This is a genomic window from Rheinheimera sediminis (assembly GCF_004005375.1).
GTDB lineage: Bacteria > Pseudomonadota > Gammaproteobacteria > Enterobacterales > Alteromonadaceae > Pararheinheimera.
This window is the reverse complement of the sequence record NZ_RZUF01000002.1, coordinates 49173-64520: the sequence shown is the minus strand read 5'-3', so window position 1 is coordinate 64520 and position 15348 is coordinate 49173. Positions and strand designations below refer to the sequence as shown.

The following is a 15348-nucleotide window of genomic DNA, read 5'->3' as shown; positions in this document are numbered from 1 at the left end:
GAAGCAGGGATATTGAAGATGACAGTGATAGATAATTTTATAGCCCCTGCCTGTCATCAGCAGATAGAGACTCTGTATCAGGACGAACATATTCTGCTGATTAATAAACCCAGCGGTTTATTAAGTTTGTCCGGCAAAAATCCGCTGAACCTGGACTCGGTGCACCATCGTTTAGCCCAAATTTATCCGCAAATCACTTTAATACACAGACTCGACTTTGGTACTTCAGGCATTATGCTGCTGGCCCTTGATAAAGCCAGCAACGCCTTGTTGAGCCAGCAGTTTCAACAGCGCACTGTGATCAAAGGCTACCAAAGCATAGTGGCAGGTCATATAGAACAAGATAGCGGCATCATTGCAGCGCCTATCAGTAAGGACAAAGCCTTATTTCCCCGCTTAAAAGTCTGTTTTGAACAAGGGCAAAAAGCCATCAGCCATTTTCAGGTACTGGAACGCCTGAGCAATCCAGACCGAACCCGATTGCTATTTACGCCAGAAACAGGTCGCACTCATCAGCTACGTATTCATAGCCAGTTTATCGGCCACCCTATGCTGGGCTGTGATTTATACGGCAATCTTGATACTCAGGCTATGGCTTCACGACTATTGCTGCATGCGTCAGAGCTGGAGTTTGAGCATCCATTCACAGGGCAAGCAATGAAAATCTGCTGCCCTTGTCCGTTTTAGAGCTCAAGCGCTGCAGCTTTTGCCTGTAAATACTGACTTAAACCAGGCTGTTTTGTCAGTTGAATAGCCTGAGCATAAGCCAATTTTGCTTGCTCTTTTTGTCCGTCTTCGCTGAGTAAAAAGGCTTGGGTTGCCCACCAGGGCTGAAAGCAGGCCATCTGCGGATCCTTGATGGAGTCCAGATAAATTAACGCCTCTTTTGTGCCTTCAAGCTGATAAATACTGACGGCTAACGCGACTTTCGCGCCTAAAGAAGGGGCTATCTTCAACAGTCCCAAGTACAAAGTTCGTAGCACCTGCCAGTCCACTTTTTGCTGATACAGCACCACAGAATGAGCCGATTGAATAGCGGCTTCCAATTGAAAACGCCCCATGGGCCCGAGGCTATGAGCTTTACGTAAAAAACCCTCCGCCTGAGCGACCAGCTTGTGATCCCACATCCGACAGTTTTGTTGATCCAGCGGTACAAATTCCATAGTGCTTGTCAAACGACCGGGCTGTCTTGCCATAGAAAAACACAAGAGCGACAGCAAACCCCATACTTCAGCTTGCTCCGCCAGCAGTTCTGTCATTAAACCTGCTAAATACAAGGCCTCGTCCGCCAAAGAAACAGCAGAATCGTCCTCACCAGGCTCCAGCCAATCAATAGCGTAAGCACCATAAATGGCTTCCAATACGTCTGAGAGCCGTTCAGATAATTGCGGTTTTTCCGGCAGAATAAAAGGGATCAGCAAATCGCGGATACGCCTTTTGGCCCTGACCAAACGCTGCGTCATGCTGGTCTCAGGTACTGAATACGCCAAAGCTATACGACTGGCATTCAAACCCAATATGGTTTGCAACATCAGGGGTGTACGCACTGCAGGGTCTATGGCCGGATGAGCGCAGACGAACAGCAGTGCTAAGCGCCTGTCTGGAAAAGGCGTAGATAACTGCTCTGACTCGGTCATAGCGGCATCAGCAAGTTCAGACAGATCGGCTGTGGTTTCAGTGTAGTGGCTATGTCCTGAGCGGTATTGATTGATCAGCCAGTTGCTGGCCACTCTGTATAGCCAGGCTTCAGGCTTGGTTGGCGTGCCCTGCTCTGGCCAACAGCGGACAGCCTGAGCAAAGGCCTCAGCCAGCGCATCTTCAGCGGCCATAATGTCGGCATTTTTACTCAGCAGCAGAGCCAACAGCCTGCCATGGCTGTGGCGGGCTATCAGCTCAATACTGACATGAGGCATTAAAGGAAGGACTGCCATTGTCCGGCAATGTAAGCCGTTGCTGCAGGGCGAATTTCCATCACACCATACTGAGCGCCAGGACATTGTTCTGCCCATTTCAGTGCCTGATCCATGTCGGCCACATCAATCACAAAAATGCCTGCCAATTGCTCCTTGGTATCAGCAAAAGGCCCATCCTGAATTTGTAAATGGCCATGACGTAAGGTCAAAGTGGTGGAATGTGCCGAGGGTTGCAGCACCTCTGCTGCGACCAGCACTCCGGCTTTTTCCAGATCTTTGGCATATAAATCAAAAGCTGCCATAAATTGCTTTGCCATTTCAGGATCGATAGCTCCTGGTTCAGCTTCGTAACAGTTGAGTAAAAGTGAATAACGCATCTGTTGCTCCTTGGGTGATTCAATAACTAAGTACTTCACCTTGATGACAATTCAACCATAAGCAAACCGACAAGCAAACGGAAAATATTTTTCTGCTAAGTGCCAAGGAGTAGAGGCTGTCACATTTATGTCTTATTCAACGTGATACTATCACATGTTTTCTATCCGCAATTTTGCTAGTTTTGTTCTAGCGGACAAACTGTCACCGGAGTTCATCATGTCTAAACACTTTTCAGAAGTACTGGCAGGCGCTTTGTCGCGGCGTGATTTTTTAAAAGCCAGCAGCGCTTTAGCACTGACCAGCAGTCTGCCAGCTTTTGCCTTAACACCAAACCAGACGCAAGCTGTGCAATCGAGCTTAACCTTCAGCGAACAAAGCCATCAAATGACACCCAACCTCGAAGTACCGGCAGGTTATCAGGCACAAGTGTTGTTGAAATGGGGCGAGCCTTTATTTAGCAATGGCCCGGCTTTTGATCCAGCTGCACAAACAGCAGAAAAACAGCAGCAACAGTTTGGTTTTAATAACGACTTTATTGGCTTTTTATCTTTACCTCTGGGCAGCACCAATTCAAACCATGGTCTTTTGGTGGTGAACCACGAATACACTGTACCGGAAATTATGTGGCCAGGTTCTCCTGCAGATACAGCGTTGGATAAAGCGCAAACAGATACTGACATTGCCGCCCATGGTTTGTCTGTGGTTGAAATTAATTATCAAAACGGCCAATGGCAACAGAAAAAAAACTCCGTTTACACCAGACGCATCACACCACTGACCCCAATGACGATCAATGGCCCGGCGGCAGGCAGTGACCGTTTAAAAACAGCAATTTCAAAAGATGGCGTTCATACCCTTGGCACCTACGGCAACTGCGCTGGTGGCGTCACACCTTGGGGTACAGTGCTGACGGGGGAAGAAAACATTGATTCGATGTTTGCCGGTGATTTTAGCCAGAGCAAAGAACAGGCCAGCCTGACACGTTTTGGTATGGAGGAAAAAGCGCAAAAAAGCTGGGCTAAACACTACCCTCGCTGGGATTTAGCCCAAGAGCCGAATGAAAGCTTCCATATGGGCTGGATAGTCGAAATAGACCCTTACGATCCCACTTCAGTGCCAAAAAAACGTACCGCCCTCGGTCGCTTTAAACACGAAGGTGCCAATGTCTATATCAATCAGGATGGCCGTGTGGTGGCCTATATGGGCGATGATCAGAAATTTGAGTACCTGTATAAATTCATCTCAACAAATCGCTATCAAGCCGACAACAGAGCCGCCAATCTGGATTTATTAGATCAAGGCACTTTGTATTGTGCCCGCTTTGATGCCGACGGCACAGTAGACTGGTTACCGCTGGTGTTTGGCCAAGGCCCATTGACCGCAGCCAATGGTTTTCACAGTCAGGCCGATGTGGTCATCGATGTACGCAAAGCAGCAGATTTACTGGGCGCAACGCCAATGGACAGGCCGGAAGATGTTGAAGTCAATCCAGCCAATGGCGCGGTTTACGTGATGCTGACCAAAAACGCCGATCGCACAGCAGAACAGCGTAATCCAGCCAATCCGCGCGCTGAAAATAAAGCGGGCCAGATTGTTGAACTGGTGCCGCCTAAAGGTGATCACAGTTCATCCAGTTTTGCTTGGGATATGTTTTTACTGGCGGGTCGTCGCGACGATCCAAGTACCAGCTACCACCCGGCGACCGCAGTAAACAGCTGGCTGGCGTGCCCTGATAACTGCGCTTTTGACAGCAAAGGCAGGTTATGGGTCACCTCAGATGGCGCTGAAGACTTTGATATAGCCGAGGGTGTTTGGGCTTGTGATGTCAGCGGTGCATCCAGAGCGTTAATGAAGCGCTTTTTAAGGGCGCCGCTTGGCTCTGAAATCTGCGGTCCGTTTTTTACACCTGACGACAAACACTTTTTCTGCTCGGTACAACATCCGGCTCAAGGCAGCAGCTTTGAAGCCCCATCCACCCGCTGGCCAGACTTCGACACTAAAATGCCACCACGCCCTGCAGTGGTGGTGATCAATCGTAAAGATGGCCAAGTAGTGGGGAGCTAATTCAGTGTAAAACTCAATTTGAGATTCATAAAAAAGGCTAGATACTGTACTCCTTCCTGTGTCACCCAGTCAGCTCGCGTCTGGCTGGGGTTATCGCCCCTGCTATCCGGTTACACAAAACCCGAAACGTCTGAAATAAAAAACTCAAAAGATAAAAGATAAGTAACTGATTTAAAATAAGTTACTTATTAAAAACCCTAAAAGACATTCGGTTACATCACAGATAATGAAAAAACTGAACACCTCTATCATATTTTATAAAAACCTAATCCGGCGACTCGCTGCTAGTCTGATAGCGCAATGATCTGCCTCAGGCTTTATCTCTGAAGAGATTGTGATATCTAACTCACTGAAAAAACTGACCTTCACGACCAATTTTCGTGATCTTGAGCAACATCTCATTGCAGCTTTGGTTCATTAAAAAAAGTGGCTATTGAGCGCCTGAGCGGCGGTTGAACCAGCTCTTTGCCAAAGTCAGTGCCAGTTTCCCCCTTCATCAGGGATCAAGGTGCATAGTGCCCAGTGGCATAGCTGCAGCTTCAACAACATAAAGATTTTGTCCTGCGGAGAATGAGATGTCGCCAATGAACCACTGCGCCTTAACAGCTTTGGTGCAGCCATTGAAGTTAAAGCCTGATGTCTGGATCCTGGCTCTGCTGTTGCTTTGTACTTTGCTGCCCCTTTGCACTCAGGCACAGGACTTATCTATAGTTTTTAGAACGCCAGCTCAGGATTGGGAGAGCGAATCTTTGCCCATTGGCAATGGCGCTTTAGGCGCTAATGTGATGGGAGCTATTGAGACAGATGAGCTGCAGTTTGCCGAAAAAACACTCTGGACTGGCGGGCCTGGCAGCAAAGAAGGTAAAGCAGGCAAAGAAGGTTACGATTTTGGTTTACCCGCCGACAACGGCGCCTATCCAAAACAACTGGCGGCAGTACAGCAGCAATTAACCACAGCGGGACAACTGACGCCGGAGCTTGTGGCAAAAAGCCTGGGCAGAGACTACAGCGGTTACGGCAGTTATCAGAATTTCGCGACGGTACAAATGCGCTTTGCCCATAAGGCTGAAGATATCAAAGAGTATCAGCGCACTTTGGACTTAAAGCGGGCTGTGGCCACTGTCAGTTATATCGAACAAGGCGTGCGCTATCAGCGCGACTATTTTGTCAGTTATCCGGATCAGGTGATAGTGACCCGCTTGCACGCCGATCAGAAGGCAAAAATTTATGTAGAACTGAGCCTGACCACAGCAGAAAACCGCAGTAAAGTGCTGAGTCTGCAAGACAATCGAATCAGCTTAAGTGGTGCTTTAAAAGATAATGGCCTGCAGTACGCCACTGCTTTGCAAGTTCGGCACAGCAATGGCAGCTTGCGCCAAACAGCCCATAGTCTGGTTATTACAGCCGCAGATGAAGTCTGGTTTGTGGTAGCCGCCAGCACCAATTATCGCCAGCATTACCCGGATTACAGAGGCGAGGCTGCGCTGCCTCAAGTTGACAAAAGGCTGTCGGCGCTCAGCACCAGCAGCTACCCACAGCTGCTGGAACAGCATCTGCAGGACTACCAAAAGCTGTTTGCCCGAGTCAGTTTTGACGTGCAAGGTCAGGCTGGCAACCTGGACACTCCGGCCTTGTTAAAAGGTTACGGCAGCAGCAATAGCAAGGCGCAGGACAGAGCGCTGGAAGCTTTATATTTTCACTATGGCCGCTATTTACTGATCAGCTCATCCAGACCAGGCTCCTTGCCGGCCAACCTGCAGGGCGTGTGGAATAAATACGATGTAGCGCCCTGGATGTCGGACTATCACGTTAATATCAATCTGCAAATGAATTATTGGTTGGCTGAGTCGACCAATTTAACCGAAACTTTGCCGCCCTTATTCGACTTTGTCGACAGCTTAGTGGCGCCTGGCCAGCGCAGCGCCAAAACGCTGTTTAATGCCGATGGCTGGACACTGCTGCTCAACACCAATATCTGGGGTTTTACCGGCTTAATAGCCTGGCCCACTGCTTTCTGGCAACCCGAGGCTGCTGCCTGGATGGCGCGGCACTACTACGAACATTATTTGTTTAATCAGGACCTGCAGTTTTTAAAACAGCGCGCTTACCCGCTGATGCTGGGTGCCACTGAATTCTGGCTGGATGCACTGCAAAAAAACCAGCAAGGCAACTATCTGGTGAGCCCCAGCTATTCGCCCGAACATGGTCAGTTCACAGCAGGAGCGGCCATGTCGCAGCAAATCGTCTTTGATTTGTTGCACAGCACCAGCAAGGTAGCCGAACTGCTGGGTGATCAGGCCAATCAGCAGCGGATCCAGCAGGTGTTAGCGAAGCTGGATCCGGGATTACGTGTTGGTTCCTGGGGACAATTGCAGGAATGGCAGCAGGACATAGACGATAAAAGCAGCAAGCACCGCCACGCTTCGCATTTGTACGCTTTGCATCCTGGCGATCAGATCTCGGTGTTTCAGACACCTGAACTCGCCGAAGCAGCCCGGGTTTCCCTGAATGCCAGAGGCGAAGGCCATACCGGCTGGAGTAAGGCCTGGAAAATCAATTTTTGGGCGCGCTTGCTTGATGGCAATCAGGCGCATCAGATGCTGGCCGAACTGCTGAAACACAGCACGCTGAGCAACTTATGGGATACCCATCCACCTTTTCAGATTGACGGTAACCTGGGCGCAACAGCAGGAATAGCCGAAATGCTGCTGCAAAGCCATCAGCAGACTATTCACTTATTGCCTGCTCTACCCGCCAGTTGGCCTCAAGGTCAGATCACAGGTTTGCGGGCCAGAGGCGCCGTGACACTGGATCTGCAGTGGCAAAACTCAGAGTTAAAAACGGCGCAGCTGCAGAGTAAAAATAATCAGTCGCTGAGATTAAGAATTCAAAACTCTGCCCTGCACTATCAGGTGACTGATACAGAAGGTAAGTCGGTGCCGCTGATTAAACAGGATGGCACCCTGAGATTTGATGCTGTAGCTGGTCAGTTGTATCGACTCAGCCGCATTTAAATATAAGTAAAACCATAAGTTCAGAGACAAGACATTCAATTTATAGCTGCCTGAGAATTATGTTGTATCGCACCTGTTGTAAAAACTTTCGACTTGAATGGAGACACTCTGCACTCAACTAAAATAACAAGAGGACAGACAGATGAAAGACAAGGAATACCCGAATAAACTAACATTTCGCCCTTCAAAAATTACCTTAGCTTTGCTTACTGGTTTGGGCATATTTGTAACCGGTTCCGCTTATGCGCAGGACAAGGAAGAAGCGGAAGAAAAAACTGATGCTATTGAAATCATTGAAGTCAAAGGCATGAGATCTAGTATTATCTCGGCTCAGGAAACCAAAATGAATGCCAATAAAATCATGGATGGCATCAGCGCTGACGATATGGGCGCTTTGCCCGATCGCAGTGTGACAGAAACTCTGCAACGGGTTGCTGGCGTCAGTATCGACCGCTATATGTCAAAAGACGATCCGGAGCATTTTTCGGTTGAAGGTAATGGCGTGGCAGTGCGGGGTTTGACGCAGGTACGCAGTGAATTAAACGGCCGCAGCACTTTTAGCGCCAATGGCGGCAGGACCTTAAGTTTTGGCGACGTGCCGCCTGAGTTACTCAATGCGGTCAATGTCTACAAAAGCCCAACAGCCGACCAGATTGAAGGTGGCTTAGGTGGTACTGTCGATTTGGAGACTAGCCTGCCCTTTTATCATGACGGCCAAAAACTGGCGTTCAGCACCACGGCTAACTACGGTGATTTAATAAAAGAAACCAAACCTGCCTACTCCTTTTTGTACAGTAACAACTGGGATTCGCCTATAGGCAAGATTGGCCTGCTGACTGATCTGGCCTTTTCTGAGCTATCGACCCGCAACGACTCCATGTATATCCGACCATTTTTTACCCGCACCGACTTAGCAGGGCATGAAGGCGAAAAGCTTTATGTACCGCGCGGTGCCGACTGGCGCACTATGGAATTTAACCGCGAGCGGGAGGGGCAATACCTGGCACTGCAATGGGAGCCTGCTGAAAATCAGCAACTGGTATTTACCTACTTCAGCAGCGACTACGACATGACCTGGAATGAAGACGCCATCTTTGTTGGTAATGACGCTTTAGCTATTCAAATTGACGAAAATGCAAAATTTGACAGCAAGGGGTTACTGCGAAAAGGCAGATTGTATCAACCGAACAATATTCCCATGGGTTCAGATGTGCGGGTGTCGACGCAACAGGCCAAAACTCAGGACTTTTCACTGAAGTATTACTTCAGCAACGAGCAACTGGAGTTTTCTGCTTCGACCCAATATGTCAAATCTGATGCTTCAGGTTTTGACTCCACAGTCGCGACAGAAGTACTGGTGCCTTACATCGATGTCGATTTAACCGGCAGCCTGCCCTCTATAGATTCTGACAGCGCTTATCTGGCGAATGCTGCCAACTACACCTGGAACTTCACCATGGATCAGCTGTATAAACGCAAAGCCGACATGCTGGCTGTACAGGCCGATACCAAGTATTTTCTCAGTGGCGAGCTATTAAAAGCCGTTAAATTTGGTGCACGTTTTAGTGATACCTCATCCGATAACGCAGACACAGGCTACAACTGGAGCCCACTGGCACCGGGCTGGCTGAACATAGTGTCAGGGGATAAAGTTCCGGCTATCGAGGACTTGCATTTAAACACCTTCGATAACTTTTTTAATGGTAAAACCAGCTCCCCTGCCAACGTCTATGCGCCTGTGGTCAGTTACGCTCTGGATTACCCGAACAGTTATGCCCGCTTAAACGACAAGTTTGTGTATGGCAGTGGCAGTGAATGGGCGTATTGGGTGCAGCGCAGTCTGGATGCCGATCAGTACAAAAACAATCAGTCAGAAAAAACCTATGCCGTTTATGCCATGGCCGACTACAGCCTGGACAATATGCGCTATCCGATCAGTGGTAATTTTGGTGTGCGCTATGTTAAAACAGAAAACGGCGGTAACGGTTATCTGACCTTCCCCAGCACGTCAGAGTTTTTTGGCGAAGGTGCTTACAGCCCCATAGTGGCGGAAAATGACTACTCCAATGTGCTGCCCAGCTTTAACCTGAAAGTTGAGCTGACAGAGCAGCTGCTGCTCCGATTTGCTGCGGCTGAAGCTATGGCACGGCCGGATTTCAGCGATCTTGCGGCGAACCTGAGTTTAAGCGCCAGTGTGAAAGAGGAAAGTAAGGATAAGGATACGCTGACTGCAGATGATTATGACCTGACATCCAGCTCGAATTACAACCCTTACCTGAACCCTATGGAGTCGACCCAATTCGACCTGTCGCTGGAGTGGTATTACGAAGAAGGTAACTCGGCCTATCTGGCTTTATTCTCCAAAGATATTGATGGTTACAAAGCCACAGAAACTGTATTGGAATCTTATGCGGCTGACGGCTACCAGCCCTATGATTACCGGGTGGAGCGGCCGGTGAATGCAGGCTCAGCCAAGTTAAAAGGTGCTGAGATCAGCCTAAACCACTTTTTTAACACTCTGCCAGCGCCTTTTGATGGCTTTGGTGTGTCAGCCAACTATACCTATATCGACAGTTCCACCGACACAGAGTTAACGACTCAGCCTGTGGATACAGACGGCGGTAGTTACGGCAAAATGCCCTATATTGGCATCTCGAAAAACTCCTACAACCTAGTGGGTATGTACGAGAAAAATGGCTTTCATTTCCGTCTGGCTTACAACTGGCGGAATAAATACCTGACCTCTATTGGTGCCAACGGCTTTAATGGCGACACCGCCGGAGTGTTATGGAAGCTGCCGGTTTACAACGCCGCTGCAGGCTATCTGGATTCATCCATTTCCTACGATATCAACGAGCACTACAGCATTGCCTTAGAAGCAAACAATCTGAGCAATACCATCAACAAAAATATTATGAGCCAGGTGGCTTCCGGTGATCACTATAGCGCTTATCACGCCAGTGACAGACGTTATGCCTTATCCCTGCGGGGTAGCTTTTAAGCCATAGCCTGAGCCATAGCATGCTGGGCTCTGCAGCCTGAAGGGGTGAGCAGAGCTTATTTAGTTCTGAAGCGCAGCCGAGACTTCAACGTTGTCCGGCTGCTTTACAACAGAGTATGAAGGGTATTTTGCATGACAAGTCGATCGAGTATTTCGTTGTTGTACCGACAGTGGCTGTTATCCTTGGTGGCTTTTAGCCTGATATCAGGCTGTGCCGGACCAGGCCAAGGACAACAAGTACAGGCAGTTCAGGCGGTTGAAGCTGACACAGAAACAGTCACATCAGTGGCTACCCCCTTGCCACAGGTTATTACAAAAAATGGTAAACACAGCTTTTGGGTGGACGGTAAAGCTTATTTAATTTTGGGCGCTCAGGCCAATAATTCAGCCAATTATCCAGCCGTGTTAGATAAAGTCTGGCCTGTGGTAGAGCAGATGTCGGCCAATACTTTAAGTATCCCGGTCGCATGGGAACAAATAGAACCAAAAGAGGGTGAGTTTGATTTCAGCTATCTGGATGTTTTATTGCAGCAGGCGCGCGAACGTGATCTGCGTTTAAACCTGCTCTGGTTTGCAACCTGGAAAAACAATGCGCCCCACTACGCGCCAGCCTGGGTAAAAACCGATAACAAAAGATTTCCTCGGGTGGTGAAACAAGACGGCAGCGTTTTAAACTCCTTATCGCCCTTGGGGAAAAACACACTGCAGGCCGATAAAAAGGCCTTTGTCCGCTTGATGCAGTATCTGCAACAGCATGACCCGCAGCACACTGTGATTATGGTGCAAATTGAGAATGAAGTCGGCACCTATGGCTCAAAACGTGATTTTTCGGCTATGGCCGAAGCACAGTTCCAACAACAAGTACCCACTGAGTTAACTGAAAAGCTTGGGCTCAAAGCCGGCACCTGGCAGCAGGTATTTGCCAAAGACGCCGATGAACACTTTCATGCTTACCATATAGCCAGGTTTTGCGAAGAGCTGGCTCAGGCGGGCAAAGCCATTAAAAACCTGCCGATGAATGTGAATGTGGCCTTACGTAACCCCTTTCATCCGGGCGATGGCTACTCGATGGGTGGTCCTACCGACAATGTGCTGGATCTGTGGCGAATTGCCGCGCCAAGCGTAGATATGATTAGCCCTGATATCTATTTCCGCGACCATAAAACAGTCGACAAAGTACTGGATCTGTACTCCAGGCCAAACAACCCGCTTTTTGTTGCCGAGATTGGCAACGACCAGCCCTATGCCCGTTATTTCTTCAGTACGCTGGGGCATCAGGGCATAGGCTTTTCACCTTTTGGTATGGATGACACTGACTACGCCAACTATCCGCTTGGTGCTAAAACTATGGACGAAAACACCATAGCGCCTTTTGCTGAGTTGTATCAGTTGGTGCGGCCCTTTGCAGAGATCTGGGCCAAGCTGAGCTTTGAATCTGAAGTCTGGGGTCTGGCTGAACCTCATGATTCCTTTGCTGAACAACAAAAGATCTGGAATGCCAATGCCACAGAGCAGCAGCCTGACGACATCAAAACTGATCCGGAGCTTTTTACCCAGCGCCTGGATTTGGGCTTATGGAATGTTGAAATCACCTATGGCCGCAGGATGTTTTGGATTGACCCGCCTGTCGGCAATAGCCCGGCTTCAGGCGGTGTGCTGATCGCCAAACTATCAGACAACGAGTATTTGCTCACTGCACTGCGGGCCCGCGTCAGTTTTTCTGCATCAGACGAATTGGCGGCCAGCCCCTTTATTGCCAGAGTAGAAGAAGGCCATTTCGAGCAGGGCAAATGGGTATTTGAGCGGGTTTGGAATGGTGACCAAACCGACTGGGGGCTGAACTTTACCTCCAAACCACATCTGCTGAAGGTGACCCTGAGCACCTATCAGCACTAATGTATTGATTAAATGAGAATTATATGGAGAGTTTAATGAGAAAACATAAAGGATCTGTCTTCAGGTTTGCACTGGCGGCACTGGCGGCACTGCCGCTTGCCCTCTTACAAGCCTGCTCCCCCGCTGCCACAGATCAAGCTGTCACTACTGGTGTGGTAAAACAGCTCGGCAGCTACCAAAGCACCGAACATGGTGTGCTGATTGAACTGCCACAGCAGCAAACCCAATTACTGCGGCTGGAGGTGATGAGCGACCGTATTATCCGGGTCACAGCACTACCCCACAGCACCTTGAGCGCTGTGGCCAATAGTTTAATGGTGACAGCCAAACCACAAGGCAAATTCAGCCTGGAGCAACAAGGTGAACAGCTGCTGTTGAAAACCAGCCAACTGACAGCCGTAGTGTCTTTAGTGGATGGCGCTGTGCACTTTATCGATAAAAATGGCCAGGTTACCTTAGCTGAAGCCAAACGTGAATTTGGCCCTGTAACCAAAGATCCGGTGCAAGCTGCGGCCGACTCCTATGCACTGCAGCAACAATGGAACAAAGACACAGACGAGGGCTTTTTTGGTTTGGGCCAGCATCAAAATGGTCAGGTCAACTACGCTGGCGAACATGTTGAACTCACCACCCATAACCTGGTGATTTCGATACCATTGGTGGTGTCTACCCGCAATTACGGCGTGTTGTGGGACAATGCTTCTATTACTCAGTTTGGTGATACCAAAGGCGCTCAGCCGTTTTTTGACCACTTTAAGCTGTTTGACGCCAACGGCAATCCGGGTGGGCTGACGGCAGAGTATTACGATGGCGATAAACTGCTGTTAAGCCGCATAGAACAAGGCCCTAACTACCAGTATTTAGCCAACAACAATGTACGCGAATTCCCTTTTCCAAAAGAGCTGGGCGAGCTGAAACAACCGCGTGTGGTTTGGAAAGGCTCAATCAGCACAGCTCAAGCCGGCATGCACAAGTTCAGACTGTATAACAGTGGTTATGCCAAACTCAGTATTGGCGGCAAGCTATTGCTGGATCGCTGGCGAATGAACTGGAACCCCTGGTACCACATGACTCAAGCGGAGTTTAGCGCTGATGTGGCGCAAAACATTGAACTTGAATGGGATTCGCAAGGTGGTTATGTTTTCCTTGAACACAGCAAGCCACTACCAAAAGACGAGCAGTATTCGCTGACCTTTGCCTCTGAAAGCGGCAAAGCCATTGACTACTATTACATTGCCGGAGACAAAGCTGACGACATTATCAGCGGTTACCGCAGCTTAACAGGCAAAGCCGTGTTATTGCCCAAATGGGTCTATGGTTTTTGGCAAAGTCGCGAGCGCTACACCAATCAGCAACAGCTGGTGGATGTGGTGAAAGAATACCGTAAACGCAAAATTCCTCTGGATAACATAGTACTGGACTGGTCCTACTGGCCACAGGATGCCTGGGGCAGTCACAAATTCGATCTGAAGCATTTTCCTGATCCGAAAAAAATGGTCGATGAGGTGCATGCGCTCAATGCCAATATCATGATTTCGGTTTGGCCTAAGTTTTATGCCAGCACAGACAACTACAAAGAGCTGGACGCCAAAGGCTATATGCTCAGTAACAACGTGGAAAAAGAAAAGAATCTGGACTGGATAGGCCCTGGCTACCTGAACGGTTTCTACGACCCTTATCCAAAAGAGTCCCAGCAAATTTTCTGGCGCCAAATTGCAGAGAATTTAAATGTCTTAGGCATTGATGCCTGGTGGCTGGATGCATCAGAGCCGGATATGCATTCCAACTTAAGCATCAGTAAACGCAAAGAAAATATGACGCCGCTCTCCATTGGTTCAGGCACTGCATACTTTAACTCTTATGGCCTGGCCAATGCCGAAGGCGTGTATTTAGGCGAGCGCCAGACCGATCCGGATAAACGCGCCTTTATCTTAACCCGCTCAGGTTTTGCCGGACAACAACGCGCCGGTGCCGCCATCTGGAGTGGTGATATAGTGCCACGCTGGTCGAATTTAAAAGAACAAATAGCAGCAGGCATAGGCGTAGGTTTAGCCGGTATGCCGAACTGGACTTTCGATATCGGTGGCTTTACGCCCGAAGATAAGTACCGCTGGAAAAAAGACGGCAGCGCTGTCGGTCATTACTCAGGTTTACAGCCGGAAGATCAGGGCCCATGGCAAGAGCTGAACTTACGCTGGTTCCAGTTTGGCGCTTTTGTGCCTATCTTCCGCTCGCACGGCCAAAACCCGTACCGCGAAATTTATAACCTGGCCGATGAAGGCAGCGAGGTTTACAACAGTCTGGTGTATTACACCAAACTGCGTTACCAGTTACTGCCTTATATCTACAGCGAAGCAGGCAAAATGCACCTGACCGACAACACCCTGATGCGTGGTTTAGTGATGGATTTCCCGGCCGACAAAACCGCTATTAATCTGAACGATCAGTATATGTTTGGTCCAGCCTTTTTAGTCAGCCCTGTCTACGAATACCAGGCCCGAAACCGTGCTCTGTATCTGCCGCAAGGCGCCGACTGGTATGATTTTTATAGCGGGGAAAAACTCAGCGGTGGCCAGCATATTCAGGCCGCAGCGCCTCTAGAGAAGATGCCTTTGTACGTCAAAGCAGGTTCGATAGTGCCAACAGGCGAAGACATTCAGTTTGTCAACGACAAACCCGATGCCCCCATCACGCTGAATATATACACAGGTGCCAACGGCCACTACAGCCTGTATAACGACGATGGCCGCAGCTACGACTACGAAAAAGGCAAATACAGCACCATAGAGCTGAGTTACGACGATGCCAAAGGCATTCTGACCATTGGCAAACGCCAGGGCGAATTTGACGGCATGCAGCAAAAAATCAGCATGAATATCCGCTGGATAGGCGCTGCGGAGGGTATGGCAAAATCCCTGACAGGCCCAATAACGCAGACCATTGAGTATAGCGGCGACGAGCTGGTGGTCAGCAGATAAGTACTGCACAGTCGTACACTTTTACTGTCAGTCACAGGAGGAACATCATTGATGCGATGTTCCTCCTGCTTACAAGAATTGGGAAAAGCACGGTTTGGTATCAA

The 15348-nt window shown here is 49.1% G+C and carries 8 protein-coding genes; 6 read left to right on the top strand and 2 right to left on the bottom strand.

Going from position 1 to position 15348, the window contains the following annotated elements; translation table 11 throughout:
• Positions 1 to 18 precede the first annotated feature (18 nt).
• Entirely contained in the window at positions 19 to 687 is a 669-nt protein-coding gene (locus EMM73_RS01415) for an RluA family pseudouridine synthase (RefSeq protein WP_127684680.1), read from the top strand.
• Here EMM73_RS01415 and EMM73_RS01410 read toward each other — a convergent pair.
• Both EMM73_RS01410 and EMM73_RS01405 read right to left on the bottom strand, forming a co-directional pair.
• The gene (locus EMM73_RS01410; RefSeq protein ID WP_186435088.1) at positions 684 to 1931 is read right to left on the bottom strand and encodes an RNA polymerase sigma factor; all 1248 of its coding nucleotides are present in this window, start codon (positions 1929 to 1931) and stop codon (positions 684 to 686) included. The two genes, EMM73_RS01415 and EMM73_RS01410, sit on opposite strands and share 4 nt — an antisense overlap.
• Positions 1913 to 2290, bottom strand: coding sequence for a YciI family protein (locus EMM73_RS01405; RefSeq protein WP_127684678.1), 378 nt, complete (start codon positions 2288 to 2290; stop codon positions 1913 to 1915). Before EMM73_RS01405 ends, EMM73_RS01410 begins: the two co-directional genes overlap by 19 nt.
• 217 nt (positions 2291 to 2507) lie before the next feature.
• On the opposite strand from EMM73_RS01405, the gene EMM73_RS01400 reads away from it, so the two are divergent.
• The 5 genes from EMM73_RS01400 to EMM73_RS01380 all read left to right on the top strand — a co-directional run bounded on the left by EMM73_RS01400 (position 2508) and on the right by EMM73_RS01380 (position 15244).
• Positions 2508 to 4355, top strand: a complete 1848-nt coding sequence (locus tag EMM73_RS01400; protein WP_222422568.1) for a PhoX family protein — start codon at positions 2508 to 2510, stop codon at positions 4353 to 4355.
• 575 nt (positions 4356 to 4930) lie between these two features.
• On the top strand, positions 4931 to 7369 hold the full coding sequence (locus tag EMM73_RS01395; protein WP_127684676.1) for a glycoside hydrolase family 95 protein: 2439 nt from the start codon (positions 4931 to 4933) through the stop codon (positions 7367 to 7369).
• A gap of 142 nt (positions 7370 to 7511) precedes the next feature.
• Positions 7512 to 10370 carry a TonB-dependent receptor gene (locus EMM73_RS01390; RefSeq protein WP_127684675.1) on the top strand — a complete coding sequence of 953 codons (2859 nt, stop codon included), beginning with the start codon at positions 7512 to 7514 and terminating at the stop codon, positions 10368 to 10370.
• 132 nt (positions 10371 to 10502) lie between these two features.
• A complete protein-coding gene (locus EMM73_RS01385) occupies positions 10503 to 12266 on the top strand; it encodes a DUF5597 domain-containing protein (RefSeq protein ID WP_127684674.1) in 1764 nt (587 codons plus the stop codon).
• A gap of 35 nt (positions 12267 to 12301) precedes the next feature.
• Positions 12302 to 15244 (top strand): TIM-barrel domain-containing protein, encoded by a 2943-nt coding sequence (locus EMM73_RS01380; RefSeq protein WP_127684673.1) that lies wholly within the window; start codon positions 12302 to 12304, stop codon positions 15242 to 15244.
• Positions 15245 to 15348 lie beyond the last annotated feature (104 nt).

Coding starts and splice junctions, on each gene's coding strand:
- EMM73_RS01395 (WP_127684676.1), top strand. CDS start 4,931: ATGTCGCCAATGAACCACTGCGCCTTAACAGCTTTGGTGCAGCCATTG.
- EMM73_RS01405 (WP_127684678.1), bottom strand. CDS start 2,290: ATGCGTTATTCACTTTTACTCAACTGTTACGAAGCTGAACCAGGAGCT.
- EMM73_RS01410 (WP_186435088.1), bottom strand. CDS start 1,931: ATGGCAGTCCTTCCTTTAATGCCTCATGTCAGTATTGAGCTGATAGCC.
- EMM73_RS01400 (WP_222422568.1), top strand. CDS start 2,508: ATGTCTAAACACTTTTCAGAAGTACTGGCAGGCGCTTTGTCGCGGCGT.
- EMM73_RS01390 (WP_127684675.1), top strand. CDS start 7,512: ATGAAAGACAAGGAATACCCGAATAAACTAACATTTCGCCCTTCAAAA.
- EMM73_RS01380 (WP_127684673.1), top strand. CDS start 12,302: ATGAGAAAACATAAAGGATCTGTCTTCAGGTTTGCACTGGCGGCACTG.
- EMM73_RS01415 (WP_127684680.1), top strand. CDS start 19: ATGACAGTGATAGATAATTTTATAGCCCCTGCCTGTCATCAGCAGATA.
- EMM73_RS01385 (WP_127684674.1), top strand. CDS start 10,503: ATGACAAGTCGATCGAGTATTTCGTTGTTGTACCGACAGTGGCTGTTA.